A 25,031-nucleotide genomic window follows, 5' to 3' on the forward strand; every position below is an offset into this window, starting at 1 on the left:
CGACGGCACGACGAACGAACAGCACACACCTAGAAGAAAAGGAATTTTTACGTGTTTGACGTAAACCTCTTCGACGAGCTTCGCATCGGCCTGGCCACCGCCGACGACATCCGCCGTTGGTCCCACGGCGAGGTAAAGAAGCCCGAAACCATTAACTACCGCACGCTCAAGCCGGAAAAGGACGGCCTGTTCTGCGAGCGCATCTTCGGCCCGACCCGCGACTGGGAGTGCGCCTGCGGCAAGTACAAGCGCGTGCGCTACAAGGGCATCATCTGCGAGCGCTGCGGCGTCGAGGTGACCAAGTCCAAGGTGCGCCGCGAGCGCATGGGCCACATCGAGCTCGCCGCTCCGGTGACCCACATCTGGTACTTCAAGGGCGTCCCGTCGCGCCTGGGCTACCTGCTGGACCTGGCGCCGAAGGACCTCGAGCGCATCATCTACTTCGCGGCGAACATCATCACCTCCGTCGACGAGGAGGCTCGCCACACCGACATGTCCACCCTCGAGGCGGAGATGTTGATGGAGAAGAAGGATGTCGAGGACGACACCAACTCCGAGATCGCGGACCGCGCCCAGAAGCTGGAGGAGGACCTCGCAGAGCTCGAGGCCTCCGGCGCAACTGCGGCTGCCCGCAAGAAGGTGCAAAACGCTGCCGACAAGGAGATGCAGCACCTGCGCGAGGCCGGCGAGCGCGAGGTTGAGCGCCTGGACGAGATCTGGACCACCTTCCAGAAGCTCGCGCCGAAGCAGATGATCATCGACGAAAACCTCTACGAGGAGCTCGTTGACCGCTACGAGGATTACTTCACCGGCGGCATGGGCGCAGAGGCGATCCAGACCCTGATCCGCAACTTCGACCTCGACGCAGAGGCCGAGGAGCTGCGCGGCATCATCGCCGAGGGCAAGGGCCAGAAGAAGGTCCGCGCGCTCAAGCGCCTGCGCGTTGTGGCCGCGTTCCAGCGCTCCGGCAACGACCCGGCCGGCATGATCCTGGACGCGATCCCGGTGATCCCGCCGGAGCTGCGCCCGATGGTGCAGCTCGACGGCGGCCGCTTCGCCACCTCGGACCTGAACGACCTGTACCGCCGCGTGATCAACCGCAACAACCGTTTGAAGCGCATGATCGACCTGGGCGCGCCCGAGATCATCGTGAACAACGAGAAGCGCATGTTGCAGGAGTCCGTTGACGCCCTGTTCGACAACGGCCGTCGCGGCCGTCCGGTCACCGGCCCGGGCACCCGCCCGCTGAAGTCCCTGTCCGACTTGCTCAAGGGCAAGCAGGGCCGCTTCCGCCAGAACCTGCTGGGTAAGCGTGTGGACTACTCCGGCCGTTCCGTGATTATCGTCGGCCCGCAGCTGAAGCTGCACGAGTGCGGACTGCCCAAGCGTATGGCGCTTGAGCTGTTCAAGCCGTTCGTGATGAAGCGCCTGGTGGACAACGACTACGCGCAGAACATCAAGTCCGCCAAGCGCATGGTGGAGCGCCAGCGCCCCGAGGTGTGGGACGTGCTCGAAGAGGCGATTTCGGAGCACCCGGTGCTGCTCAACCGCGCACCGACGCTGCACCGCCTGGGTATCCAGGCCTTCGAGCCGAAGCTGGTCGAGGGTAAGGCCATTCAGCTGCACCCGCTGGCCTGTGAGGCGTTCAACGCCGACTTCGACGGCGACCAGATGGCTGTCCACCTCCCGCTGAGCGCTGAAGCGCAGGCGGAGGCCCGCGTGCTCATGCTGTCCTCCAACAACATCCTGTCCCCGGCGTCCGGCAAGCCGCTGGCTATGCCGCGCCTGGACATGGTCACCGGCCTGTACTTCCTGACCATGGTGAAGGGCCCGCAGGAGATCGGCGGCGAGGGCGCATACGCGCCTGCCGACGAAAACGGCCCGGAGCGCGGCGTGTACTCGTCCTACCGCGAGGCCATCATGGCCTACGACCTGGGCGTGCTCGGCCTGCAGGCTCCGATCAAGGTCCGCATCGACCACCTGCGTCCGACGCCGGAGATTGAGAAGGAGCAGTTCCCGGACGGCTGGACCAAGGGCCAGGCCTGGATGACCGAGACCACTCTCGGCCGCATCATGTTCAACGAGCTGCTGCCGTTCAACTTCCCGTACCAGGAAGGCGCCATGGTGCGCAAGGGCGGCGGCTCCGGCAAGGTGCTGCTCGGCGACATCATCCAGTCCATGGTTGAGAAGTACCCGATGATCACCGTCGCGCAGGTGCTGGACAAGATGAAGGACGCCGGTTTCTACTGGGCGACCCGTTCCGGCGTGACCATCTCCATGTCCGACGTGCTCATCCTGCCGAACAAGATCGAGGTACTCGAGCAGTACGAGAAGGAAGCCGAGGCCATCGAGCGCAAGTTCTGGGAGAAGGGTGCGCTGACGGAGGAGAACCGTTACGACCGTCTCGTGGAGCTGTGGCAGGATGCCACCAACAAGGTGGGTCAGGCCGTGGAGGACCTGTACCCGGACGACAACCCGATTCCGATGATCGTGAAGTCCGGTGCTGCCGGTAACATGCGCCAGATCTGGACCCTGGCCGGCATGAAGGGCATGGTCGTGAACTCGCGCGGTGAGTACATCACCCGCCCGATCAAGACCTCCTTCCGCGAGGGCCTGTCCGTGATGGAGTACTTCAACAACTCCCACGGTTCCCGTAAGGGCCTGGCCGATACCGCGCTTCGTACCGCGGACTCCGGCTACCTCACCCGTCGTCTGGTGGACGTGGCGCAGGACGTCATTGTCCGCGAAGAGGACTGTGGCACCCGCCAGGGCGTCAAGGTTCCGGTTGCCGTCGCACTCGCAGGCTCGGGCGACGAAACCCGTTTCGGCCGCCACGACCTGGTGGAGACCTCCGTGTCCGGCCGCGTTGTCGCAGCCGACGTCACCGACGCCGACGGCAAGGTGATCATCGAGGCCGGCACCGAGCTGAGCGAGGAGCGTATCGACGAGCTCGTGGCCGCCGGCGTCGAGCAGATCAAGGTCCGCTCCGTGCTGACCTGCCAGACCCCGACCGGCGTGTGCGCGAAGTGCTACGGCAAGTCCATGGCCTCCGGCCAGCTCGTCGACATCGGCGAGGCCGTGGGCATCGTGGCTGCACAGTCCATTGGTGAGCCGGGTACGCAGCTGACCATGCGTACCTTCCACCAGGGCGGTGTCGGCGGCGACATCACCGGCGGTCTACCGCGTGTGCAGGAGCTGTTCGAGGCCCGTGTGCCGAAGAACCGCGCACCGATCGCTTCCGTGGCGGGCACCATCTCGCTCGAGGACGAGGGCAACTTCTGGACCCTGACCATCCACCCGGACGACGGCTCCGACGTGGTGGTCTACGAGAAGCTGTCCAAGCGCCAGGGCCTGGCTCAGGTGCGCCGCCCGATGGAGTCCAACCCGGACGCCATGATCGAGCGCGGCCTGCGCGAGGGCGACCACGTCGAGGTGGGCGAGCGCCTGCTCCGCGGCGCGGCCGACCCGCACGACGTGCTCGAGGTCCTGGGCCGCCGCGGTGTGGAAAAGCACCTGATCGACGAGGTCCAGGCTGTGTACCGCACCCAGGGTGTGTCCATCCACGACAAGCACATCGAGATCATCATCCGCCAGATGCTGCGCCGCGGCACCGTGATCGACTCGGGCTCCACCGAGTTCCTCCCGGGTACCCTGGTTGACCTCTCCGAGGCACGCCAGGTCAACGCCGCAGCTGTGGCGGACGGCGGCGAGCCGGCGGAGATGCGCTCCGAGATCATGGGCATCACCAAGGCCTCGCTGGCCACGGAGTCCTGGCTGTCGGCGGCCTCTTTCCAGGAGACCACCCGCGTGCTCACCGACGCCGCGATCAACAAGCGCTCCGACAAGCTGATCGGGCTGAAGGAGAACGTGATCATCGGCAAGCTGATCCCGGCCGGTACGGGCATCTCCCGCTACCGCAACATCCAGGTCAAGCCGACCGAGGCGGCACGCTCCGCCGCGTACGCGATCCCGACGTTCGGCGACTCCATCTACGGCGACGACGGCTACGGCGAGTTCACCGGTGCCTCCGTCCCGATGGACGAGTTCGGCTTCGAGGAGCTGTAAACGCAAGGCCCAGCACTTCTGGCTTTTAGCTAGGTCTGCGTAACGCGCCCGGCGTCTCCTTTAACGGGGAGCTGGGCGCTTCTTTTGTGTCGGGTCTAAACCGTGTCTAATCCACCCTGGCGCCGCGGGCTGCGCGGACGATGCCCACCCCGCCCATCAGCGCGAACCCCCGGATACGCAGCACGGGGGCGTTGGCAGGCAGGTCATCGCGGGAGATGGTGCAGGAGGGGTGGTCCTCTATGCCGAAGCCGCCCATGAGTGCGGCGCCGTTGTCCACCACCCGGACGTCTTCGGGCACGATGATCTCGATGCCGCCCATCAAAGCCACCGCATTGATCACAGTTTCCTGCGCAGAAAACCGAGCCTCGCGCAGGTCCAAGGAGTTGCCGCCCATCAGCGTCAACGAGGTGTGCGCCGGAGCGACGAGCCATTCGCCGGTGCGCTCGGAGCCGCCCATCAGCGACACGGAAAACGCGGTGCCGCCGGGCTCCCCGGTGACCTGGGCGTGCGAGGCGTGGGACGCCACCGCGCGGTGGGGATGTTCGACGGGGGAGAGGTCCTCTGTGAGAGCGGGCAGCTCATCAGTGTAAGTGGCGTTGTACACCGCGCGGGAGCGCTCGTCGAACTCGGTGATGGAGAGTTGACCGTCGGCGAACGCGTCCTGTAGGCGTTTAGCGGTGCTGTCGCGGTCGGAGTCGGTAGCGCGTTTGCGTGGCTCAGGCGTGTTGTCCATATTGAATACGGTAGTCGCCGAAGGTGGCGTCGGCAGGCGAATGCCGCGCGAAGCTGCCCATACTCTGCTTATATTCCACCTGTGAATGAAAAGTCGGCGAAGCGCCAGTCGGTGCGCGGGTTGGCCAAATCGGTCGCCTCCGACATCGGCACGCGCGCCAACGCCTCCATAGCCGGCTTGCTCGCCCTTGCCGGAGTGACCGGGCTGGCCGGAGGCTTCGAAGAGGCAGACCCGGAAGGCGTCGTGCTGACCGCGGCGCCGGAAGCGACGGTACTGCAGGTCACACCGCTCGAAGTGGAGGTACGGCGCAGCTACGTCGTCGACGACGCACGGGCAGTGGAGATGCGGCTGACCAACACGGCAGACCGGCCGATCCACGCGCAGCAGTGGCACTTGGCATTCCAGCTCGAGTACTCCGAGCAAGACGAAACGCAGCCGCGAATGCAGGTTGCCGACCATCGCGTCACCGACGGCGACCAGTTGCAGGAGGTCCCGCTGTCGGAGTCGCTCACCTTGAACCCGGGCGTGCCCATGGACGTTGTGGTCCTGTTCCGCGCAGAGCCCGGCACCCAGCCCGCGGCTGAGGCGGACACTTTAGTGCTGCGTTCCATGGAGTACCGCACGTCCTTCCTGGACGGCAACACGACGTGGCTGACCGGCAATACCGCGGCCGAAGTGAGGTTGCGATGAGATCCCGGCGAGTGTGGGCCACCGCTGCGGCGCTGGCGCTGCTGGTGGGCGGCATGCAAATCCGCGACGCGTTGCCCAGCGCCGCTGAGCGCGCGGCGGCGCCGTTTTACTCCGAATCCACCGCGCCGATCATCGGCGCTGTGCAGGATGTGAACGTCGCGGCCGCGAAAACCTTCAACGGCACCGCCACCGACGCCGACTGGGTCATGGTGGATTACCAATTCGTGCCGGATAAGCAGGTGCTGCTCGGCGCGGAGATTGAAAGTGCCGACGGCACCGTGTACGCCTCCGCCAACACGGTGGGAAACGCGTGCGGATCCACCTACCCGGGGATGCGCAGCGAGTGCACGCTTGTCTTTGAGATGCCCGCGGAACAAGCGGAGGGCGCGAAGTTGATGTTGTACGTGAGCAACCAGATGGGCCCGCAGCTTGTGGTGCCGTTGGGCCAGTTGGCCGCGGAGGCAGACGTGGTGCGTTCGGGGGTGTGGTTGTGAACAAGCTTTGGTGGGTCAGTGCGCCGGTCGCGGCCGCGCTCATGCTCGCGGCCTCATCGCAGCCGTATTTCAGCCTGGTGCGCCCGTGGTCGTGGTCGCAGGAGCGCGCGTTCGAGGCTTCTGCCCCCGCGAACTTCGACCTTCCCGTCGCCAACTTCGACGGCGCCCGCCACGCAGCGGACGTTGAGGTGCTGGGGTTTCAGTCCGTGGAGGACGGACATCAGATCGGCCTGCACGCCCCGGACGGCTTCACCATCTGGGCGGTACTTACGCAGTGGGGTGCACCGGCAGAATCCGTGCTCGCTGGCTGCCGCATGTGGGTGACGGGTTCGGACGGCAAGGAGTACCAGCGCACGGATGCCGTGTTCGGCTCCGTCGTCGATGACTTCAGCTCGCGCTACGGCTGCACACCCCCGGGCGAGGAGGGCCCGACCGTGAGCGCGCCAGACATCGGGACGGACGAGATGCAGCTCGACGCCGGGTCGCCGCGCCCGGAGCAGTGGCGCAAGGTCACGCCCTGGGCGCTGCCAGACGGGGTGCAGCCGACAAGGCTGCACATCGGGTGGGATTTTCCCCACTACCTCACGATTGAGCTGCCGGCACCGGCAGCCTTCGTGGACCCGGAGCCGCCCGCCGGGGTGTAGCTGCGGCGCAGGAAGTAGTCCAACCCGGAAGCGATCAGGCATACCACCACCAGCAGGTACACCGCGCGCGCCACAACGAGGATGTACGCGATCACCTGCTCCGCAACACCGTTGCTGTCCTGCGGGCCCACGACCATCCGGCCAAGTTCCACCACGCCTAGTTCCACACTGGTTGCCAGCATGAACACGATGCAAAACACCGTCATGGGTACAAGGCCCGCGCGTGCGAGGGTGCGCAGCCCCTTCCAGGTGGTCTTGATGGGGCCAGCGACCGGCTGCAGTGCCTCATCGAGCGCGTGTTTCGCCTCTCCCCGCGCTGCTTTGCGCATGCGGGAGCGCATGCTTGTCGACCCCTCCGGTGCCCCCTTCTCCTCCTTAGCCTCTTTTGCTGCCAGGGTTGTGCCGAAGATCACCGCACCGAGCGTGAGCCACGCGACCGGGATGGTCACCAGCTGGTTCAGTGCCGACAGGTGGGCGGCGAGCCAGTCCCATGCGCTACCAAGCACACCGGTGTGTTCGGAAAGATCCGTTTTGAGCTCTTCATAGCGCTGGTGCGCTGGTGCGAGCCCACGGCGGCTCAGCGCCCAATCCTGCACAGCGCTGAGGCGGTTGGTAATGAACACCGACACTGTGGCCATCCACAGCACTTCCAGGTAGGCGGCGAGGTAAGTAAATCCCAGTCCCTTTTCCGCCAGCGCGAAGTAGCCGATGATTTTGCGCAACACGATGGTGCCTGCGATCAACGCGATCAGCGCCGCAGTGTCGTCGACGAATGCGCGGGAGAAATCGGCGTCGAAGCCCTGGTTGAAGTACTCGTCGTTGGTGACCGCCCGCCGGAAGGCGGCGAGGTCTTCCTTGAGCAGCCCGTGCGTGGCGTAGACGGTGAGGAAGGAGATGAGCATGCCGCCGGCGGACAACACGCGCACTCGGGTGGACGTCTCCGCCCGGTCCGGAAATGTTGCCGACAGAAACGGCAGGGAGGGCCGCAGCAGCCAGAGCGAAACAATAATGGACAGCATCACCGACAGCGGTGCCAGCGGCATGATCAGGCTGGCGGCGAGGCTGCTGTAGCTGGATACCCAGACAGCAATCCAGACCACGGCTTGGCGCCCGGCAAGTCCGAGGCAGATTGCGGTGACCAACTGGGGCAGGTGGCGCAGCAACAACACGGCAGCTCGGGCCGGAATTATAAGGCTTTCCGCGGCGAAATCGCGCAGCGCGGGGGCGGTCATGGCAGCAGTGTAACCGGAGGGACGTCGCCACGCATTTGCTTTTCCGCAGACCTTTGGGGTAGTTTTGCGGAGGTTTCGCCCGTATCTTGCGGTGCGAAGTACGACGAACTCCATGCGACTCGTTCACACGGTAGTTCATGCAATCGGCAGGGCCCCGAAGAAGAGCCCCCATTTTTGCATGTATGGCCTAGTGTGTGCGGGAAGCGCCAACAGAAAGGGCATCAATGCCTACTATTCAGCAGCTGGTCCGCAAGGGCCGCCACGACAAGTCCACCAAGGTGGCAACCGCTGCGCTGAAGGGTTCCCCGCAGCGTCGCGGCGTGTGCACCCGCGTGTACACCACCACTCCGAAGAAGCCGAACTCTGCTCTGCGAAAGGTCGCCCGTGTGCGCCTGACCTCCGGCATCGAGGTTTCCGCATACATCCCGGGCGAGGGCCACAACCTGCAGGAGCACTCCATGGTGCTCGTGCGCGGCGGTCGTGTGAAGGACCTGCCGGGTGTGCGCTACAAGATCATCCGCGGCGCGCTGGACACCCAGGGCGTGAAGGATCGCAAGCAGGCTCGCTCCCGTTACGGCGCGAAGAAGGGACAGTAAACAATGCGTAAGCAGCAAGCACCGAAGCGTCCCGTAGTCAAGGATCCGGTTTACAACTCCGAGCTGGTCACCATGCTCGTGAACAAGATCCTGCAGGACGGTAAGAAGTCCACCGCAGAGCGCATCGTCTACGGCGCGCTCGAGCAGTGCCGTGAGAAGACCGGCACCGACCCGGTGGGCACCCTGGAGAAGGCCATCGGCAACATCCGCCCGGACCTCGAGGTCCGCTCCCGCCGCGTCGGCGGTGCGACCTACCAGGTGCCGGTCGACGTCAAGCCGGCCCGCTCCACCACCCTCGCACTGCGTTGGCTGGTCACCTTCACCCGCCAGCGTCGCGAGAACTCCATGATGGAGCGCCTCGCCAACGAGATCCTGGACGCATCCAACGGTCTCGGCGCCTCCGTGAAGCGCCGCGAGGACACCCACAAGATGGCCGAGGCCAACCGCGCCTTCGCCCACTACCGCTGGTAATCGCTGGAGCCCGGCGATGCTGGAGCACCCGGAAACTGCATACCCGCTTCCACAGGGAGCGAGCCACTGCGTTTCCGGGTTTTTCCAGCTGAGTCGAACCTCACGCTGCCGTTTCAGAGATGAAGTGGCAGAATTGACAAAGGACAACTGACCGACAACGGCGCCGCAAGGCGTCGACGACTTCAAAGTTGGGGTAATCAACGTGGCACAAGAAGTGCTTAAGGATCTTGCAAAGGTCCGCAACATCGGCATCATGGCCCACATCGATGCTGGTAAGACGACCACCACCGAGCGCATCCTCTTCTACACGGGTATCAACCGCAAGGTTGGCGAGACCCACGACGGTGGCGCGACCACCGACTGGATGGAGCAGGAGAAGGAGCGCGGCATCACCATTACGTCCGCTGCCGTGACCTGCTTCTGGAACAACAACCAGATCAACATCATCGACACCCCGGGCCACGTGGACTTCACCGTCGAGGTGGAGCGCTCCCTGCGCGTGCTTGACGGCGCTGTTGCCGTGTTCGACGGCAAGGAGGGCGTTGAGCCGCAGTCCGAGCAGGTGTGGCGTCAGGCAGCCAAGTACGACGTTCCGCGCATCTGCTTCGTTAACAAGATGGACAAGCTGGGCGCCGACTTCTTCTACACGGTGGGCACCATCGTTGACCGCCTCGGTGCGAAGCCGTTGGTTATGCAGATCCCGATCGGCGCCGAGGACGACTTTGACGGCGTCATCGACCTGCTCGAGATGAAGGCGCTCGTGTGGCCGGGCAGGGTCGAGACCGGCACCCCGCCGCAGATCCAGGAGATCCCGGCTGAGCTCAAGGACAAGGCTGAGGAGTACCGCGAGAAGCTGCTCGAGAGCGTTGCTGAGTCCGACGAAGAGCTCATGGAGAAGTACTTCGGCGGCGAAGAGCTGACCATCGACGAGATCAAGGGCGCTATCCGCAAGCTCACCGTCAACTCCGAGATCTACCCGGTCTACTGCGGCTCCGCTTACCGCAACAAGGGCATCGAGCCGGTGCTCGACGCTGTTGTGGACTTCCTGCCGAGCCCGATGGATGTCGGCGAGGTGCACGGCACCTCTGTCGACGGCACCGAGGACCTGACCCGTAAGCCGTCCGTGGAGGAGCCGTTCTCCGCTCTGGCGTTCAAGATCGCCGTCCACCCGTTCTTCGGCAAGCTCACCTACGTGCGCGTCTACTCCGGCCAGGCCATCCCGGGCGAGCAGATGCTCAACTCCACGAAGTCCAAGAAGGAGCGCGTGGGCAAGCTCTTCCAGATGCACGCGAACAAGGAGAACCCGGTCGAGCACGCTGACGCCGGCAACATCTACGCGTTCATCGGTCTGAAGGAAACCACCACGGGTGACACCCTGTGCAACCCGGACCACCCGATCATCCTGGAGTCCATGGACTTCCCGGATCCGGTGATCCAGGTGGCCATCGAGCCGAAAACCAAGGCTGACCAGGAGAAGCTGGGCACCGCTATTCAGAAGCTCGCCGAGGAGGACCCGACCTTCACCGTCAAGCTGGACGACGAGACCGGCCAGACCGTCATCGGCGGCATGGGCGAGCTGCACCTCGACGTCCTGGTGGACCGCATGAAGCGCGAGTTCAAGGTTGAGGCGAACATCGGTTCCCCGCAGGTTGCGTACCGTGAGACCATCCGCAAGAAGGTCGAGTCCCTGGACTACACCCACAAGAAGCAGACGGGTGGTTCCGGCCAGTTCGCGAAGGTCATCGTCACCATCGAGCCGTACAGCCCGGACCCGGAAGAGCTGGAAGAGGGCGAGTCCGCTTCCTACAAGTTCGAGAATGCCGTCACCGGCGGCCGCGTGCCGAAGGAGTACATCCCGTCCGTGGACGCTGGTATCCAGGACGCGATGCAGTACGGCTTCCTCGCCGGCTTCCCGCTGGTGAACATCAAGGCCACCCTCGAGGACGGCGCCTACCACGACGTCGACTCCTCCGAGATGGCGTTCAAGCTCGCCGGCTCCCAGGTGCTGAAGGAAGCCGTGGCAAAGGCGAAGCCGGTTCTGCTCGAGCCGGTCATGGCCGTCGAGGTTGTTACTCCTGAGGAGTACATGGGCACCGTCAACGGCGACATCTCTTCTCGCCGTGGCCAGGTCTACGCAATGGAGGACCGCTCCGGCGCGAAGGTCGTCAAGGCGAAGGTGCCGCTGTCCGAGATGTTCGGCTACATCGGCGACCTGCGTTCCTCTACTGCTGGTCGTGCGAACTTCACCATGGTGTTCGACTCCTACGCTGAGGTTCCGCAGTCCGTCGCGCAGGACATCATCGACGAGCGCAACGGCAACAAGTAAGTTGCCTCCCTTCCTCCCCGGGCAACTGCATCGCGTGCCAGCGGTGTAGGGCGATTGTCCCGGGGAAGGAGCCCCGGAGGGCAGCGGCTGTGCTGAAGTACCGCCAGCGTGTTGGCGGTGTTTGAGCCGGCCGTTACCCTCTAGGTCGATCCGGGGGAAACGGCGGCGCCGGTTTGAAAACTGGTCGCTGAATACCTAGGATCTTGTAACTGGCACATTGTGAAATGGCTCCCGTTTCGTACCCATCAACGGATACGGGCCGGGGCGTGTACAAACCACGTGGTTGCGAAGACCGTAGCCACCTGAAGTCCAGGAGGACATACCTTGTCTAAGGAAAAGTTCGAGCGCACTAAGCCGCACGTGAACATCGGCACCATCGGTCACGTCGACCACGGCAAGACCACCACTACCGCCGCTATCACCAAGGTGCTGGCAGACGCTTACCCGGATGAGAACAAGGCTTTCGCCTTCGACACCATCGATAAGGCTCCGGAGGAGCGCGAGCGCGGTATTACCATCAACATCTCCCACGTGGAGTACAACACCCCGAAGCGCCACTACGCTCACGTGGACGCTCCGGGCCACGCCGACTACATCAAGAACATGATTACCGGCGCTGCTCAGATGGACGGCGCAATCCTCGTGGTTGCTGCTACCGACGGCCCGATGCCGCAGACCCGCGAGCACGTGCTGCTGGCTCGCCAGGTTGGCGTTCCGTACATCCTCGTTGCGCTGAACAAGTGCGACATGGTTGACGACGAGGAGATCATCGAGCTCGTCGAGATGGAGGTCCGCGAGCTGCTGGCCGAGCAGGACTACGACGAGGAAGCTCCGATCGTCCACATCTCCGCTCTGAAGGCTCTCGAGGGCGACGAGAAGTGGGTTCAGTCCGTCGTGGACCTCATGCAGGCTTGCGACGACGCCATCCCGGATCCGGAGCGCGAGACCGACAAGCCGTTCCTGATGCCGATCGAGGACATCTTCACGATTTCCGGCCGCGGTACCGTGGTTACCGGTCGTGTGGAGCGTGGCGTGCTCAACCTCAACGACGAGGTCGAGATCATCGGTATCCGCGAGAAGGCGCAGAAGACCACCGTCACCTCCATCGAGATGTTCAACAAGCTTCTCGACACCGCTGAGGCCGGCGACAACGCTGCTCTGCTGCTGCGTGGCCTGAAGCGTGAGGACGTCGAGCGTGGCCAGGTTGTCATCGCTCCGGGCGCTTACACCCCGCACTCCAAGTTCGAGGGTTCCGTCTACGTCCTGTCCAAGGACGAGGGCGGCCGCCACACCCCGTTCTTCGACAACTACCGTCCGCAGTTCTACTTCCGCACCACCGACGTGACCGGTGTTGTGAAGCTGCCGGAGGGCACCGAGATGGTCATGCCGGGCGACAACGTCGACATGAGCGTTGAGCTCATCCAGGCTGTCGCGATGGACGAGGGCCTGCGCTTCGCTATCCGCGAGGGCTCCCGCACCGTCGGCGCTGGCCGCGTTACCAAGATCCTCGACTAATTCGAGCCTTGGCTTAACCGCCTGACGCTTAACGCCGCTCTTCCCGCTGGGGATGGCGGCGTTTTCGTCGTTTCTGCAACGTTCGAACCGTCTGGACGCCCGTTTGCGCACGCGGTGCTCTACGTTGGATGGGTGCACGATCCCACCCGAATTCCCCGTCTCATGGCCGCGCTGCAAGACGCATGGGAGGGGCAGCCCGATCTCTCCCTGCCAGCATTTCTGAGCATGCTGGCCCACCGCGGGATGTCTTGGTCGACGTCCGAGGAGGAGCTCTTGGCGCTTCTCGACGACCTCCGGTGCTCCCATCCCGCTCTCATCGACAGCCCGCCCGCTGCACCCACGCTGCTGACTACTGACCAGCCGCGCATGGTGGTGACGCTAACCCGGTTCGGCGCTGATTCGAACGGTGCAGGCCAACCGTGCCTTGTGGCGCGCAACGCGGAGGATCCGCAGCGGATGCCGGCCGTGTGGCGATACTCCGCGCTCAGGCCAACCGGACCGGGCCGTCCGTTGGTGGTCGCGGATGAGGAGGGGGTGGAACACCGGCTGGGCGTCGTCGAGATGGCCAGCTCGTTTGCAGACCGCACCGCGGACTCGAAAGGGATTTCCGGTCTCGCAAGCGACGAGATTGGGTCTTCGCGCTGGCTTCTGCTGTTTGCGGACGGCACCCGCGGCATCCTTGGACCGCGTCTTCGCCTCTGGCAGACGCAGGGACGCGAAACGGTGCTTACCACTTCGGCCTGGGAGCGAGTCGAGGAATGCGCGCCTGGGCGCGAAATGGTGATAGCCCCAGCCGGCGGCGGAAAGCGTCGTCGGCTGGGGCGATTACAGGAGCTGCTGCTGTTGGAGCGCTAGGCAGTCACTCGGTCCAGGTGCAGCTTCCACACCGTGTCTAGCTCCATGGTGTGGTTGGCCATGCGGAAGTCCTGGTCCGCGGCCTCGATCATGCGAACGGCATCCTCAAAGGGATAGTCCGGGTTACCAACGACGGTGAACGTAGCGGTCGGGCGCTGGCCCACCATCGCCACCTTGCTGGACGCGCGTTGGATCTCGTTCGCGTGCTCCAGGGAGGCACAGGCCGCCTCAGAGACGCGCTGGACGTTGACAATCGTCTCGCCGTGCTCCGGATCCGCCGGCACGATGCCGCGGTTGGAAAACGCGCGGGAGCGAATGTTAGCCAACAAAATCCACAGCCCCAGCACCGCGGCTACGATCGCCGCGATGATCAGCGCGGTGACGTAGGCCTCACTGTCGACCAGGTCGATCAAGCGGGTGCGGTCGAGGTACTCAGCCGCGTCGATGAGGTAGGGGATGTCCCAATACTCGGCGACCGGGATGAGCCCTGCAGCGATGAGCAGCAGAGCCACCACGAAGACGATCAGGCGGTTGAAGAAACTCAGCGTCTTAGTCATCGCGTCACCTCCGGGGTGTTCGGGGCGGGCTCCGCCGCCGGGCGGGTGTTGCGCTGTGCCGCTGCCTGCTGCGTGGCCGGGTTGGACAGCAACTTGACCGATACTGCTGGCGGAGTGCGCAAAGCGTGGAACTCGTTGTTCAGGGCACGAGTCACGCGCTCCTGCATGGCGGGGCCGGAGCCGTCATCCACGACTTGCACCTTCACAGACTTGCGGTTCGCCTTCGTTTGAACCTGCTCGCCGCCGAGGTCCCCGCGCGTGGTGTACGTGGCCTTGCGGGCGACGTCCACCGGGCGGGTCCAGATAGAGGCGGGAGAGTTCACCCGCACGTAGCCGTGCGGACGCGGCTTGAATGTGAAAAACAGAAGGATCAAACCGAGCAACACAAGGATGATGCCCACCGTCACCGCCACGACGTCGGAAGCGAACGATCCGAGGAAGTTCCACGTGCGGCCGAGCCAGGAATCAGCCAGCGACTCGTCCCCGTAGAAGTGGTACCAGATGTCTCGAGCGGCCACACCGGACAGCGCGAGCAGCAGCAGGCTGGTCAGCACCGCGAGCCAACGGGACGCCGGGTTGCCCAGCGGCTCGTCGCCCGGGTGCGGTCCAACGGCGCGGCTCTGCTCAGCCACGGCGGGCGTGGCGTTAGCGGGAGCGGTCATAGTACTTCACCACCGGTTCAATCGTGATCTGCTTAAGCGGCTTCGGCGCGGGCGCCGTAGGGACAACCACCGGCTGCGGGGCCGGTGCGGAAGCGATCGGCGTGCGCTTGACCGGTTCCACCGTGATGGGTTTAAGCGGCTGGCGGTTGACCGTAATCTGCTTCAGCGGAGCGCGGCGAGGCACAGGTACCTCGCGCGGCGGGGCGAAGCGCACGACCTCCACCGGCTTGAGCGCCTGCAACGGCGGCAACTGCGGGTGGCTGGGCACGACCTCGCGTGAGCGCGGCGCCCACGGCTGAATCGGCTCGGGCGGGAACGGCACGCGCGCCTCGGTGGGGGAGGTGTGGATCGCAGCGAGGCGCTGCGGCTCAGGTACCTCCGGGGAGAACGTGCGCACCGGCTCCGGAGTGTCCACGCCTTCAACGCGGACGGGAGCAGGTGTGTTGGGGTGTGCCACCTCGAGCGGGGCAGGAACGACAACGCCGCGCATGTCTTCCACGAGGGAGCGCGCCTGAATTTCGGCGAGTTCCTCGCGCGGCTTGGTCACGGGGTGCTCCACGCGGGTGGAAGAGACCTCGATGGGGGTCGGGATCACGAACGCTTCGTGCTCCGCCACCTGGTCCCAGGTCACGCGGCCGGTGTCGGGGAGGGTTTCCACGTTGGCCACCGTGACTTTCACGCGGGAGACGTCCAAGCCCACCAGCGTGCGAATGTGCGCGATGATGGTCGCGCGCACGGCATCGGTAATGGCAGCGACCGGAGCGGGGTAGGAGGTGGCAATTTCGGTGTCCACCGCCACAGAGCCCGTCGCTTGGTCCAGCCGGGCGTTGATGCGCGGGAAGCTGCGTCCCGCGAGTCCGGCCAGTTTTGCGTCGATGGTCCGGCACCCCGGCACCGCCGCAGCTGCCACCTCAGCCACGCGCTCGATGGTGCGCTCACTGACGTGGTAGAAGGAGTTATCCATTAGCTTCGGCCTCTGCCGGTGCCATTACCCAGGGCCGCGGACAGATCCAGGCGGCCGTCGAGCTGGGCCCCGACAACCCCGCCGATGATGGTGAACAGCAGCAGCCAGAGCAGGCCCGGCCAGCCGCCGAAGGTGACAAAGAAGGCGATGACGGCACCGATGATGATGCCGGCGAGTGCCTTGTTAGAGAAAAGATTCATAATAAAACCACGTTTCGGGTTATGAGGTTGGGCGAACAGCGTGGCTGCGCAAGCTGTTACTGCGCGTCGCCTGCGACAACGTCGACGAACTCCGCGTCCGATGCGTCGAGCACCGCTTTGCGGACGTCCTCGGCGACATCCTGCACCTTGCGGCCGGAGGCGACATCGAAGACGAAGTGGACTTCGAAGCCCTCCCGGCCGTCCCTAGATATGGCTTTTACGCCTTCGATCCGGGTATTGGGCAGGTAGGTCGCGATCTCGCCGACGCGGCCGCCGTGCAACGCGGCGACCCCGTCGACGGCGACGGCAGCATCGCGCACGCCCTCCGCAACCTCGCGGCTCACGGGGGTGTACGCCATGGCTTACTGGTTGAGCGGCTGGTTGACAGCCTGGTAGTTAGCGTTGGTCTCGTCCTGCTGCTCAGCGTTCTCCTGCTCCGGCAGGTGCACGTCGTGGACGGTGACGTCAACGCGGTCCACGATCAGGCCGGTCATGCGGGTGATGGCGACAGTGACGTTCTCGCGGATGGCGTTTGCCAGCTCGTGAATGGCGACACCGTACTCGGCGATGATGGCAACTGCGACGGAGGCGTGACCGTCCTCAACCGCCACGTTGACGCCCTGCTGGACGTTGGAGGAGGAGGTGAGGGACTCGCGCACAGCACCCCACATGCGGGCAGCGCCGCCGCCGAGGTTGTTCACGCCGGAGACCTCGCGGGCCGCGATGCCGGCGATCTTGCCCACAACGTTGTCGTCGATGACGGTGGAGCCGTGCTCGGTCTCCAGGTTCTCGTTGCGCGGGCGGGCCTTCTCCGGCTCCACAGCGGTGGAGGTGGAGTGCTGAGCCGGGGTGTTCGCAGCGGTGTTGTTCGTGGTCTCGTTCACGTTCTTGTCGGCCATGATGGTCCTTTCAACAGGTAATTAGTGCATTTCCGCGCGTGCTCGAGGGCAAACGCGCGGTCTGTGTCTAAAGGGTACACACATATATTCCGCTGAGCCGGGGACGAATGCAGGTGATATCAAGTTGCAACAGTTTGGGGCGGGCCGAAGGAACGTCGATAAGCAGGCTTGTGTTTCCTGCAACCTTGTGTTTTAATACCCAGGTTGCCTTGACATGGGCCGGGCAGAACCGGCCGGTGGCTCGGCAAACATGACACCTTCCAACCGGAAGAACCGGAGAAGGGCCATGGCAAATTCACAGCGGCAGTACGCAAGGGTCACGCACCCTTCCGAGTCTGACACCCAGGCGCGCGCGTTTGAGCGAACGTGCCTTGGCGGAAGCACTGAACAGCATGTTTTTGCTCGGTCACCTTCCGGACGTGTCATGGCAGTCAGAAACGACACTGGCGTTGAGCCAAGGGCCCAGCCCGGACAACGTTATAGAGAAACTAGAAGCTACAAACCCCACCGCTTCGCTCTCGTTTCACTTCGTTCAACTTCGAGCGAAGCGAGAGTTGAACGTGGGGATGCGAGGAAGAGGTAAGCGTGGCGGGACAGAAGATCCGCATCAGGCTCAAGGCCTACGACCACGAGGCGATCGACGCATCTGCGAAGAAGATCGTTGAGACGGTCACCCGCACGGGTGCCCGTGTCGTCGGCCCGGTGCCGTTGCCCACCCAGAAGAACGTGTACGCCGTTATTCGTTCTCCCCACAAGTACAAGGATTCTCGCGAGCACTTCGAGATGCGCACTCACAAGCGCCTCATCGACATTCTCGACCCGACGCCCAAGACGGTGGACGCGCTCATGCGCATCGACCTGCCGGCAAGCGTCGACGTGAACATCCAGTAGAGCAATCCCCAACGTAAGTAGTGGAGAACTAACAACATGTCTGACAACCAGATCAAGGGCATTCTGGGCAAGAAGCTCGGCATGACCCAGATCTTCGACGAGGACAACCGAGTCATTCCGGTTACCGTCGTCGAGGCTGGGCCGTGCGTGGTCACCCAGATCCGTACCCCTGAGACCGATGGCTACTCTGCCATCCAGATCGCCTACGGCGACATCGATCCCCGTAAGGCTAAGAAGCCCCAGGCCGGCCACTTTAAGAAGGCCGGCGTGAACCCCCGCCGTTTCGTTGCCGAGATCCGCATGGACGACACCTCCGGCTACGAGCTCGGCCAGGAGTTCAACGCAACCATCTTCGAAGGCGACACCTACGTGGATGTCGCAGGCACCACCAAGGGCCACGGCTACGCCGGCGCAATGAAGCGCCACGGCTTCGCCGGCCAGGGTGCTGCTCACGGTAACCAGGCCGCCCACCGCCGCGTGGGTTCCATCGGCGCCTGCGCGACCCCGGGTCGCGTGTTCAAGGGCACCCGCATGGCAGGCCGCATGGGCGGTAACCGCGTTACCACCCAGAACCTGAAGATCCAACGCATCGACGGCGACAACAACCTCATCCTGATCAAGGGCGCCATCCCGGGCGCGAAGGGTTCCGTTGTTACCGTCAAGACCGCAGTGAAGGGCGGTGCTCACGCATGACGAACCTGACGCTTGACGTCCACACCGCTGACGGAGCCACCAAGGGCTCCGTCGATCTCCCGGCCGAGTACTTCGACCGCGAGGCTTCCGTGGCGCTGATGCACCAGGTTGTGAACGCACAGCTTGCTGCCGCACGCCAGGGCACCCACGCGACGAAGACTCGCGGCATGGTCTCCGGCGGCGGCAAGAAGCCGTTCCGCCAGAAGGGCACCGGCCGCGCTCGCCAGGGTTCCACCCGTGCGCCGCACTTCGCTGGCGGTGGCACTGTGCACGGTCCGCAGCCGCGTTCCTACGCACAGCGCACCCCGAAGAAGATGATCAAGGCTGCCCTCGCAGGCGCCCTGACCAACCGCGCACAGAACGAGCGCATCCACATCGTGGAGGACCTGGTTCCGGGCCAGACCCCGTCGACCAAGTCCGCACGCGCTTTCATCGAGCGCCTCACGGACCGCAAGTCCGTTCTGCTCGTGATCGGCCGTGATGACCAGAACTCCCGCCTTTCCGCAAGGAACCTGCCGGGCGTCCACGTCATTGAGCCGGCTCAGCTGAACGCATACGACGTGCTGTACGCAGACGATGTCGTGTTCTCGGTCGAGGCGCTGCACACCTTCATCAACCGCGAGTCCGCGGCTGTATCCGCCGGCGCGGCAGCGACGGCTGAGGAGGAGAAGTAAATGGCTAAGATCGCGAACCCGCGCGACATCATCATCGCGCCCGTGCTCTCCGAGAAGAGCTACGGCCTGATGGAGCAGAACACCTACACGTTCTTCGTCGCTCCGTCGGCCAACAAGACCCAGATCAAGATTGCCGTGGAGCAGATCTTCGGCGTCGACGTCGCTTCGGTGAACACCGCTAACCGCGAGGGCAAGCGCAAGCGCTCCCGCACCGGTTACGGTCAGCGCAAGGACACCAAGCGCGCCTACGTCACTCTCCGCGAGGGCAGCGACTCCATCGACATCTTCGGAGGTGCGACGGCCTAACGGCTATCGCACAGCGAAGAGGACGATAGATAAGGAACAACTATGGCTATTCGTAAGTACAAGCCGACAACTCCGGGTCGCCGTGCCAGCTCCGTTTCCGCGTTCGACGAGATCACTCGCTCGACCCCGGAGAAGACGCTGCTGCGCCCGCTCCCGAAGAAGGGCGGCCGTAACTCTCACGGCCACATCACCACCCGTCACCGCGGCGGCGGCCACAAGCGTCGCTACCGCGTGATCGACTTCCGCCGCTCCGATAAGGACGGCGTGCTGGCCAAGGTCGCTCACATCGAGTACGACCCGAACCGCACCGCGAACATCGCGCTGCTGCACTACTACGACGGCGAGAAGCGCTACATCATCGCCCCGAAGGGCCTGAAGCAGGGCACCGTCATCGAGTCCGGCGCAAACGCGGATATCAAGGTTGGCAACAACCTGCCGCTGCGCAACATCCCGACCGGTACGACCATCCACGCTGTGGAGCTCAAGCCGGGCGCTGGCGCCAAGCTGGCCCGCTCCGCTGGTACGTCCATTCAGCTGCTGGGTAAGGAAGGCAACTACGCAGTGCTGCGTATGCCGTCTTCCGAGATCCGCCGCGTGGACATCCGCTGCCGCGCGACCGTTGGCGAGGTCGGCAACGCCGACCAGATCAACATCCGCTGGGGCAAGGCTGGCCGTATGCGCTGGAAGGGCTGGCGCCCGACCGTGCGTGGTGTGGTCATGAACCCGGTCGACCACCCGCACGGTGGTGGCGAGGGCAAGACCTCGGGTGGCCGTCACCCGGTGTCCCCGTGGGGTCAGAAGGAAGGCCGCACCCGCAACCCGAACCGTTATTCCAACAACATGATCGTGCGGCGCCGCCGCTCGAAGAAGCGCTAAGAGGAGGTAAACAGACATGCCACGTAGCCTGAAGAAAGGCCCGTTCGTCGATGAGCACCTCCTCAACAAGGTGGACGCTCAGAACGAGGCAGGCACCAAGCAGGTCATCAAGACCTGGTCGCGCCGTTCGACCATTCTCCCCGATTTCATCGGTCACACCTTCGCCGTCCACGACGGACGCAAGCACGTGCCGGTGTTCGTCGACGAGTCCATGGTCGGCCACAAGCTCGGCGAGTTTGCACCAACCAAGACCTTTAAGGGTCACGTGAAGGCAGAGAAGGGACGTCGATAAGCAATGGCTGACACAATCACCACTGCATCCGCGACTGCCAAGTTCGTCCGCGTCTCGCCGATGAAGGCCCGCCGCGTGCTGGCTCTCGTCCGCGGCAAGGACGTTGCCGAGGCCCTCGCGATCCTGAAGTACGCACCGCAGGGTGCTGCAAAGGACGTTGCGAAGGTTGTCGCCTCCGCAGCCGCCAACGCTGAGAACAACTTCGGCCTGGACCCGCGCACGCTCGTCATTTCCGAGTGCTACGCAAACGAGGGTCCGACCATGCGCCGCTACCAGCCGCGCGCCCAGGGCCGTGCGTTCCAGATCCGGAAGCGCACCTCCCACATCACCGTTGTTGTCGAGTCCAAGGAAGGGGCCAAGTAATGGGCCAGAAGATTCACCCGCACGGCCTGCGCCTGGGTATCACTTCCGACTGGAAGTCCCACTGGTACGCCGACAAGAACTACGCCGACTACGTCGCCGAAGACATCAAGGTCCGCGAGTACCTCGAGAAGAACCTCGAGCGCGCTGGCATCTCCGACATTGTCATCGAGCGCACCCGCGACCGCGTGCGTGTGGACATCCACACCGCTCGTCCGGGCATCGTCATCGGCCGTCGTGGCGCTGAGGCTGACCGCATCCGCCGCGAGCTGGAGAAGCTCACCGGCAAGATGGTGGCGCTGAACATCATCGAGGTCAAGAACATCGATGCCGACGCAACGCTCGTTGCGCAGTCCATCGCCGAGCAGCTGGTCAACCGTGTCGCGTTCCGTCGCGCCATGCGTAAGGCCATCCAGTCCGCGATGCGCAACCCGCAGGTCAAGGGCATCAAGGTTATGACGTCCGGCCGTCTCGGCGGCGCGGAAATGTCCCGTGTCGAGCGCTACCACGAGGGTCGCGTTCCGCTGCACACGCTGCGCGCGGAGATCGACTACGGCACGGCAGAAGCACACACCACCTTCGGCGTCATCGGCGTCAAGGTGTGGATCTACAAGGGTGACGTCGTGGGCGGTGTCCGCGAGTCTGAGCTGAACGCTCCGAAGCACGATCGCCGAGGCGACCGTCGCCCGCGCCGCGGCGGCCAGCGTCGTCAGCGTGCAGAGCAGAAGAAGGAGGGCTAATTCATGCTCATCCCTAAGCGCGTGAAGTACCGCCGCCAGCACCGCCCGAACCGCACGGGCGTTTCCAAGGGCGGCAACAAGATCACCTTCGGCGACTACGGCCTTCAGGCACTCGAGCCGGCGTACATCACCAACCGCCAGATCGAGTCCGCACGTATCGCCATCAACCGCCACGTCAAGCGCGGCGGCAAGGTGTGGATCAACATCTTCCCGGACCGTCCGTTGACCCAGAAGCCGCTCGGCGTGCGTATGGGTTCCGGTAAGGGCCCGGTGGAGAAGTGGGTGGCCAACGTCAAGCCTGGCCGCATCCTTTTCGAAATGTCCTACCCCAACGAGGAAACTGCACTTGAGGCTCTGCGCCGCGCTGGCGCGAAGCTGCCGTGCAAGGTCCGCGTGATCAAGAAGGAGGACCAGTTCTAATGGCAACCGGTACCCCCGCATCTGAGTTCCGCGAGCTCAACGACGACGAGCTGCGCACCCGCCTTACCGAGGCAAAGGAAGAGCTGTTTAACCTGCGCTTCCAGCTCGCGACCGGCCAGCTGACCAACAACCGCCGCATCTCCACCGTGAAGCGCGACATCGCTCGCATCTACACGGTGCTCCGCGAGCGTGAGCTCGGCCTGTCCGTCGTCCCGGAGTCCACGGGAGCTGAGGCATAACCATGAGTGAGGCAAACGTGACTGAGAACACCAAGGTCAAGGCAGTGCAGAAGCGTCGTCGTGGCTACGTTGTGTCCGACAAGATGGACAAGACGATCGTCGTCGAGGTTGAGGACCGCAAGTCCCACGCCCTGTACGGCAAGATCGTGCGTACGACCACCCGCGTGAAGGCACACGACGAGGAAAACACCGCCGGTGTCGGCGACCTCGTCCTGATCGAGGAGACGCGTCCGCTGTCCAAGGACAAGCACTTCCGTCTCGTCGAGATCATCGAGAAGGCACGCTAAACGCAGCGCGCTTTTCGACGACGTACCCGTCCAACCCCGTGTTGGGCGGGTGCTTTCGTATTTGGGGTGCAATTCGCGCTTTGTTCACCTAGAAGTCGGCGTACGTTAACACGTGTCTCCTAGTGTCTTGTGGGTCAATGTCTGTTTCCGTATCTCTCGGGGAGAAGCAATGCCTTTAAAGGGTTTGAACCTGTTGTTCCAGTCGAAGCGCTCTGCACTGACCTGCACCTACAAGTGCGGCAACGCCTGCGCCGGTGAGTGCACCAACACCTCCGACAACCCGTACTTCGGCGACCTGATGTCACGCCGCGGCGTGCTCAAGGCCTTCGGCGCCGGCACGGTGACCCTCGGCGGCGGCGCACTGCTGGCCGCCTGCGGCGTCGACGACACGGACACGGAGGCCACCAGCACCGTGTCCGAGACCGCTACCTCGACCGCCACCGCCAAGGCTGAGATTCGCCCGGCTGCGGGCATGCGCTTCGAAGGTGTGCAGCCGAACGAAAAGGACGAGGTTGTCGTTCCGGCCGGCTACGCCACCTCCGTCCTAATCGCGTGGGGTGACCCGGTGTACGAGGACGCTCCCGCGTTCGACCCGCAGAACCAGACTGCGGCTGCCGCCGCCCGCCAGTTCGGCTTCAACAATGACTTCGCTGGTTTGATGGAGCACCCGACCGACAAGGACCGCATGGTCTACGTCTGTTCCCACGAGTACTCCACCGAGCCGCACATGCTGCCGAACTACGATCCGGAGAACCCGACGGACGAGCAGATCAATATCGGCATTGCCAGCCACGGCCACACCGTCCTCGAGGTCTCCCGCGACGCCAAGACTGGCGAGCTCAAGCGCGAGTTCGGCCCGTTGAACCGCCGTATCACCGGCGAGACCGAGTTCAAGATCGTCGGCCCGGCAGCGGGTCACGAGATGCTCAAGACCTCCGCTGATCCGACCGGCACCAAAGTCTTCGGCACTTTCAACAACTGCTCCGGCGGCGTGACCCCGTGGGGTACCTTCCTATCCGGCGAGGAGAACATCGACCAGTACTGGGCCAACGCCAAGGCCGTCACCGGCGAGCGCGCTGCCGAAGATGTGAAGCGCTTCGGCGTGGCGGAGGAGGCGTCTCAGCGTAAGTGGGAGCGCCTGCACGACCGGTTCGACCTTGCCAAGGAGCCGAACGAGTTCAACCGCTTCGGCTACCTGGTGGAGATCAACCCGTACGACCCGGAATCCACCCCGGTCAAGCACACGGCGCTGGGCCGCTTCAAGCACGAGGCTGGCAACGTCCACGTGGACAAGGACGGCACCGTGGTGTGCTACTCCGGCGACGACTCCCGTTTCGAGTACATCTACAAGTTCGTCTCGTCCAAGAAGGTCAAAGACGGCGATGTCGAGCACAACATGACCATCCTCGACGAGGGCACCCTCTACGTGGCCAACCTGGAGGGCAACTCGCCGGCAGGCGAGATCACCGGCGACGGCGACCTGCCCAAGGACGGCAACTTCGACGGCAACGGCACGTGGATTCCGCTGCTGACCGCACACGCGGACGGCACCGCCGAGTCCCACGTCGACGGCTTCACCGGCGAGGAGGTGGCGATCTACACCCGCTTCGCGGCGGACGCAGCCGGCGCCACCAAGATGGACCGCCCGGAGGACTTCCAGGTCAATCCGGTCAACGGCAAGCTCTACGTCGCGTTGACGAACAACAAGTACCGCGGCGCTGCAGGCGAGAACGCCAAGAAGAGCAAGGAAGACGTCACCGAGTACGCGCCGATCCGCGAGAACAAGAACGGCCTGGTCATGGAGTTCGACGACGACTACGCGGGCACCGAGTTCAAGTGGAACCTGCTGCTGGTATGCGGCGACCCGAAGGCGGCGTCGACCTACTTCGGCGGCTTCCCCAAGGAGCAGGTTTCCCCGATTTCCTGCCCGGACAACCTGGCGTTCGACACTCACGGCAACCTGTGGATCTCCACCGACGGCAACGCGCTCGGCACTAACGATGGCCTGTACGCCGTGGGTTTGGAGGGGGAGAACCGCGGACAGGTGCTGTGCTTCCTCACCGTGCCGGTGGCGGCGGAGACCTGCGGCCCGATCGTGACCGACGAGCTCGTGATGGTCAACGTCCAGCACCCGGGCGAGGCGGACGACGCCACCTTTGAAAAGCCGGCTTCCCACTGGCCGGACGGCGGCAACGCTGTTCCGCGCCCGGCGGTTGCTCAGGTGTTCCGCACTGACGGTCAGAAGATCGGTATGGAAAAGGCCTAAGCACCCCTCTTCGCTCTGTAAACCCCGCCTTTCGGTTGGCTCGGAGGCGGGGTTTCGCCGTTGTTTACCTAGTTTTTACCCCGC

At 64.2% G+C, this 25,031-nt stretch carries 29 protein-coding genes; 21 read left to right on the forward strand and 8 right to left on the reverse strand.

The annotated features are described in order from the left end of the window. The first annotated feature begins 51 nt into the window (after nucleotides 1–51). Entirely contained in the window at nucleotides 52–4,065 is a 4,014-nt protein-coding gene (locus CFOUR_RS01605) for a DNA-directed RNA polymerase subunit beta' (RefSeq protein ID WP_085956825.1), read from the forward strand. Between the two features lie 106 nt (nucleotides 4,066–4,171). Here the strand turns inward: CFOUR_RS01605 and CFOUR_RS01610 are convergent, their stop codons facing one another. Beyond that, nucleotides 4,172–4,798, reverse strand: coding sequence for a DUF1707 SHOCT-like domain-containing protein (locus tag CFOUR_RS01610; protein WP_085956824.1), 627 nt, complete (start codon nucleotides 4,796–4,798; stop codon nucleotides 4,172–4,174). A gap of 81 nt (nucleotides 4,799–4,879) precedes the next feature. On the opposite strand from CFOUR_RS01610, the gene CFOUR_RS01615 reads away from it, so the two are divergent. From CFOUR_RS01615 to CFOUR_RS01625, 3 genes are read left to right on the forward strand one after another with little or no spacing between them, the layout of a single operon-like run. Then, complete coding sequence (locus CFOUR_RS01615; RefSeq protein ID WP_085956823.1) at nucleotides 4,880–5,488, forward strand: hypothetical protein; 609 nt, start codon at nucleotides 4,880–4,882, stop codon at nucleotides 5,486–5,488. After that, nucleotides 5,485–5,982, forward strand: coding sequence for a hypothetical protein (locus CFOUR_RS01620; RefSeq protein WP_143338947.1), 498 nt, complete (start codon nucleotides 5,485–5,487; stop codon nucleotides 5,980–5,982). The genes CFOUR_RS01615 and CFOUR_RS01620 overlap by 4 nt, the downstream gene beginning before the upstream one ends. Next, complete coding sequence (locus tag CFOUR_RS01625; protein ID WP_085956821.1) at nucleotides 5,979–6,626, forward strand: hypothetical protein; 648 nt, start codon at nucleotides 5,979–5,981, stop codon at nucleotides 6,624–6,626. Before CFOUR_RS01620 ends, CFOUR_RS01625 begins: the two co-directional genes overlap by 4 nt. Here CFOUR_RS01625 and CFOUR_RS01630 read toward each other — a convergent pair. Beyond that, a complete protein-coding gene (locus CFOUR_RS01630) occupies nucleotides 6,560–7,858 on the reverse strand; it encodes a hypothetical protein (RefSeq protein WP_085956820.1) in 1,299 nt (432 codons plus the stop codon). The genes CFOUR_RS01625 and CFOUR_RS01630 overlap by 67 nt on opposite strands. 224 nt (nucleotides 7,859–8,082) lie before the next feature. On the opposite strand from CFOUR_RS01630, the gene rpsL reads away from it, so the two are divergent. From rpsL to CFOUR_RS01655, 5 genes are all read left to right on the forward strand, one after another. Further along, nucleotides 8,083–8,454: a 30S ribosomal protein S12 gene (rpsL, locus tag CFOUR_RS01635; protein ID WP_085956819.1), complete on the forward strand. Its 372-nt coding sequence runs from the start codon at nucleotides 8,083–8,085 to the stop codon at nucleotides 8,452–8,454. A 3-nt stretch (nucleotides 8,455–8,457) separates the two neighbouring features. Next, complete coding sequence (gene rpsG / locus CFOUR_RS01640) at nucleotides 8,458–8,925, forward strand: 30S ribosomal protein S7 (protein ID WP_085956818.1); 468 nt, start codon at nucleotides 8,458–8,460, stop codon at nucleotides 8,923–8,925. Between the two features lie 202 nt (nucleotides 8,926–9,127). Further along, nucleotides 9,128–11,251, forward strand: coding sequence for an elongation factor G (fusA, locus tag CFOUR_RS01645; protein WP_085956817.1), 2,124 nt, complete (start codon nucleotides 9,128–9,130; stop codon nucleotides 11,249–11,251). Between the two features lie 324 nt (nucleotides 11,252–11,575). Next, nucleotides 11,576–12,766, forward strand: coding sequence for an elongation factor Tu (gene tuf, locus CFOUR_RS01650; RefSeq protein WP_085956816.1), 1,191 nt, complete (start codon nucleotides 11,576–11,578; stop codon nucleotides 12,764–12,766). Between the two features lie 162 nt (nucleotides 12,767–12,928). After that, complete coding sequence (locus tag CFOUR_RS01655; protein WP_085956815.1) at nucleotides 12,929–13,621, forward strand: hypothetical protein; 693 nt, start codon at nucleotides 12,929–12,931, stop codon at nucleotides 13,619–13,621. Here CFOUR_RS01655 and CFOUR_RS01660 read toward each other — a convergent pair. From CFOUR_RS01660 to CFOUR_RS01685, 6 genes are read right to left on the reverse strand one after another with little or no spacing between them, the layout of a single operon-like run. Next, entirely contained in the window at nucleotides 13,618–14,178 is a 561-nt protein-coding gene (locus CFOUR_RS01660) for a hypothetical protein (RefSeq protein WP_085956814.1), read from the reverse strand. The two genes, CFOUR_RS01655 and CFOUR_RS01660, sit on opposite strands and share 4 nt — an antisense overlap. Next, nucleotides 14,175–14,840, reverse strand: coding sequence for a hypothetical protein (locus tag CFOUR_RS01665; RefSeq protein ID WP_290179727.1), 666 nt, complete (start codon nucleotides 14,838–14,840; stop codon nucleotides 14,175–14,177). Before CFOUR_RS01665 ends, CFOUR_RS01660 begins: the two co-directional genes overlap by 4 nt. Beyond that, nucleotides 14,824–15,804: an Asp23/Gls24 family envelope stress response protein gene (locus CFOUR_RS01670; protein ID WP_085956812.1), complete on the reverse strand. Its 981-nt coding sequence runs from the start codon at nucleotides 15,802–15,804 to the stop codon at nucleotides 14,824–14,826. The genes CFOUR_RS01665 and CFOUR_RS01670 overlap by 17 nt, the downstream gene beginning before the upstream one ends. After that, nucleotides 15,804–16,004 (reverse strand): hypothetical protein, encoded by a 201-nt coding sequence (locus tag CFOUR_RS01675; protein WP_085956811.1) that lies wholly within the window; start codon nucleotides 16,002–16,004, stop codon nucleotides 15,804–15,806. The genes CFOUR_RS01670 and CFOUR_RS01675 overlap by 1 nt, the downstream gene beginning before the upstream one ends. 56 nt (nucleotides 16,005–16,060) lie before the next feature. Then, nucleotides 16,061–16,363 carry a hypothetical protein gene (locus CFOUR_RS01680; RefSeq protein ID WP_085956810.1) on the reverse strand — a complete coding sequence of 101 codons (303 nt, stop codon included), beginning with the start codon at nucleotides 16,361–16,363 and terminating at the stop codon, nucleotides 16,061–16,063. Nucleotides 16,364–16,366: 3 nt separating this feature from the next. After that, on the reverse strand, nucleotides 16,367–16,903 hold the full coding sequence (locus tag CFOUR_RS01685) for an Asp23/Gls24 family envelope stress response protein (protein WP_085956809.1): 537 nt from the start codon (nucleotides 16,901–16,903) through the stop codon (nucleotides 16,367–16,369). 585 nt (nucleotides 16,904–17,488) lie between these two features. On the opposite strand from CFOUR_RS01685, the gene rpsJ reads away from it, so the two are divergent. The 12 genes from rpsJ to CFOUR_RS01745 all read left to right on the forward strand — a co-directional run bounded on the left by rpsJ (nucleotide 17,489) and on the right by CFOUR_RS01745 (nucleotide 24,947). Then, entirely contained in the window at nucleotides 17,489–17,794 is a 306-nt protein-coding gene (gene rpsJ / locus CFOUR_RS01690; RefSeq protein ID WP_034997227.1) for a 30S ribosomal protein S10, read from the forward strand. Nucleotides 17,795–17,830: 36 nt separating this feature from the next. Beyond that, on the forward strand, nucleotides 17,831–18,487 hold the full coding sequence (rplC, locus tag CFOUR_RS01695) for a 50S ribosomal protein L3 (protein WP_085956808.1): 657 nt from the start codon (nucleotides 17,831–17,833) through the stop codon (nucleotides 18,485–18,487). After that, complete coding sequence (gene rplD / locus CFOUR_RS01700) at nucleotides 18,484–19,161, forward strand: 50S ribosomal protein L4 (RefSeq protein WP_085956807.1); 678 nt, start codon at nucleotides 18,484–18,486, stop codon at nucleotides 19,159–19,161. The genes rplC and rplD overlap by 4 nt, the downstream gene beginning before the upstream one ends. After that, nucleotides 19,162–19,467: a 50S ribosomal protein L23 gene (gene rplW, locus CFOUR_RS01705; protein ID WP_070475003.1), complete on the forward strand. Its 306-nt coding sequence runs from the start codon at nucleotides 19,162–19,164 to the stop codon at nucleotides 19,465–19,467. Nucleotides 19,468–19,509: 42 nt separating this feature from the next. Continuing rightward, complete coding sequence (gene rplB, locus CFOUR_RS01710; protein ID WP_085956806.1) at nucleotides 19,510–20,343, forward strand: 50S ribosomal protein L2; 834 nt, start codon at nucleotides 19,510–19,512, stop codon at nucleotides 20,341–20,343. Between the two features lie 16 nt (nucleotides 20,344–20,359). Then, nucleotides 20,360–20,635, forward strand: a complete 276-nt coding sequence (gene rpsS, locus CFOUR_RS01715; protein WP_038588258.1) for a 30S ribosomal protein S19 — start codon at nucleotides 20,360–20,362, stop codon at nucleotides 20,633–20,635. Between the two features lie 3 nt (nucleotides 20,636–20,638). After that, entirely contained in the window at nucleotides 20,639–20,998 is a 360-nt protein-coding gene (gene rplV / locus CFOUR_RS01720; RefSeq protein ID WP_070475001.1) for a 50S ribosomal protein L22, read from the forward strand. After that, complete coding sequence (gene rpsC / locus CFOUR_RS01725) at nucleotides 20,998–21,735, forward strand: 30S ribosomal protein S3 (protein ID WP_085956805.1); 738 nt, start codon at nucleotides 20,998–21,000, stop codon at nucleotides 21,733–21,735. Before rplV ends, rpsC begins: the two co-directional genes overlap by 1 nt. A gap of 3 nt (nucleotides 21,736–21,738) precedes the next feature. Continuing rightward, entirely contained in the window at nucleotides 21,739–22,155 is a 417-nt protein-coding gene (rplP, locus tag CFOUR_RS01730) for a 50S ribosomal protein L16 (protein WP_085956804.1), read from the forward strand. Further along, on the forward strand, nucleotides 22,155–22,394 hold the full coding sequence (gene rpmC, locus CFOUR_RS01735) for a 50S ribosomal protein L29 (protein WP_085956803.1): 240 nt from the start codon (nucleotides 22,155–22,157) through the stop codon (nucleotides 22,392–22,394). The genes rplP and rpmC overlap by 1 nt, the downstream gene beginning before the upstream one ends. Nucleotides 22,395–22,396: 2 nt before the next feature. Further along, entirely contained in the window at nucleotides 22,397–22,681 is a 285-nt protein-coding gene (gene rpsQ / locus CFOUR_RS01740; protein WP_085956802.1) for a 30S ribosomal protein S17, read from the forward strand. A 169-nt stretch (nucleotides 22,682–22,850) separates the two neighbouring features. Next, the gene (locus CFOUR_RS01745) at nucleotides 22,851–24,947 is read left to right on the forward strand and encodes a PhoX family protein (protein ID WP_085956801.1); all 2,097 of its coding nucleotides are present in this window, start codon (nucleotides 22,851–22,853) and stop codon (nucleotides 24,945–24,947) included. Nucleotides 24,948–25,031 lie beyond the last annotated feature (84 nt).

The organism is Corynebacterium fournieri (assembly GCF_030408775.1).
GTDB classification, from domain to species: domain Bacteria; phylum Actinomycetota; class Actinomycetes; order Mycobacteriales; family Mycobacteriaceae; genus Corynebacterium; species Corynebacterium fournieri.

Coding starts and splice junctions, on each gene's coding strand:
- rpsC (WP_085956805.1), top strand. CDS start 20,998: ATGGGCCAGAAGATTCACCCGCACGGCCTGCGCCTGGGTATCACTTCC.
- CFOUR_RS01745 (WP_085956801.1), top strand. CDS start 22,851: ATGCCTTTAAAGGGTTTGAACCTGTTGTTCCAGTCGAAGCGCTCTGCA.
- rpsQ (WP_085956802.1), top strand. CDS start 22,397: ATGAGTGAGGCAAACGTGACTGAGAACACCAAGGTCAAGGCAGTGCAG.
- rplB (WP_085956806.1), top strand. CDS start 19,510: ATGGCTATTCGTAAGTACAAGCCGACAACTCCGGGTCGCCGTGCCAGC.
- rplP (WP_085956804.1), top strand. CDS start 21,739: ATGCTCATCCCTAAGCGCGTGAAGTACCGCCGCCAGCACCGCCCGAAC.
- CFOUR_RS01685 (WP_085956809.1), bottom strand. CDS start 16,903: ATGGCCGACAAGAACGTGAACGAGACCACGAACAACACCGCTGCGAAC.
- CFOUR_RS01680 (WP_085956810.1), bottom strand. CDS start 16,363: ATGGCGTACACCCCCGTGAGCCGCGAGGTTGCGGAGGGCGTGCGCGAT.
- CFOUR_RS01670 (WP_085956812.1), bottom strand. CDS start 15,804: ATGGATAACTCCTTCTACCACGTCAGTGAGCGCACCATCGAGCGCGTG.
- rpsG (WP_085956818.1), top strand. CDS start 8,458: ATGCGTAAGCAGCAAGCACCGAAGCGTCCCGTAGTCAAGGATCCGGTT.
- CFOUR_RS01630 (WP_085956820.1), bottom strand. CDS start 7,858: ATGACCGCCCCCGCGCTGCGCGATTTCGCCGCGGAAAGCCTTATAATT.
- rplD (WP_085956807.1), top strand. CDS start 18,484: ATGACGAACCTGACGCTTGACGTCCACACCGCTGACGGAGCCACCAAG.
- rpsS (WP_038588258.1), top strand. CDS start 20,360: ATGCCACGTAGCCTGAAGAAAGGCCCGTTCGTCGATGAGCACCTCCTC.
- rplC (WP_085956808.1), top strand. CDS start 17,831: ATGTCTGACAACCAGATCAAGGGCATTCTGGGCAAGAAGCTCGGCATG.
- CFOUR_RS01660 (WP_085956814.1), bottom strand. CDS start 14,178: ATGACTAAGACGCTGAGTTTCTTCAACCGCCTGATCGTCTTCGTGGTG.
- CFOUR_RS01610 (WP_085956824.1), bottom strand. CDS start 4,798: ATGGACAACACGCCTGAGCCACGCAAACGCGCTACCGACTCCGACCGC.
- rpmC (WP_085956803.1), top strand. CDS start 22,155: ATGGCAACCGGTACCCCCGCATCTGAGTTCCGCGAGCTCAACGACGAC.
- rplV (WP_070475001.1), top strand. CDS start 20,639: ATGGCTGACACAATCACCACTGCATCCGCGACTGCCAAGTTCGTCCGC.
- CFOUR_RS01665 (WP_290179727.1), bottom strand. CDS start 14,840: ATGACCGCTCCCGCTAACGCCACGCCCGCCGTGGCTGAGCAGAGCCGC.
- rplW (WP_070475003.1), top strand. CDS start 19,162: ATGGCTAAGATCGCGAACCCGCGCGACATCATCATCGCGCCCGTGCTC.
- rpsL (WP_085956819.1), top strand. CDS start 8,083: ATGCCTACTATTCAGCAGCTGGTCCGCAAGGGCCGCCACGACAAGTCC.
- CFOUR_RS01675 (WP_085956811.1), bottom strand. CDS start 16,004: ATGAATCTTTTCTCTAACAAGGCACTCGCCGGCATCATCATCGGTGCC.
- CFOUR_RS01655 (WP_085956815.1), top strand. CDS start 12,929: ATGGCCGCGCTGCAAGACGCATGGGAGGGGCAGCCCGATCTCTCCCTG.
- CFOUR_RS01620 (WP_143338947.1), top strand. CDS start 5,485: ATGAGATCCCGGCGAGTGTGGGCCACCGCTGCGGCGCTGGCGCTGCTG.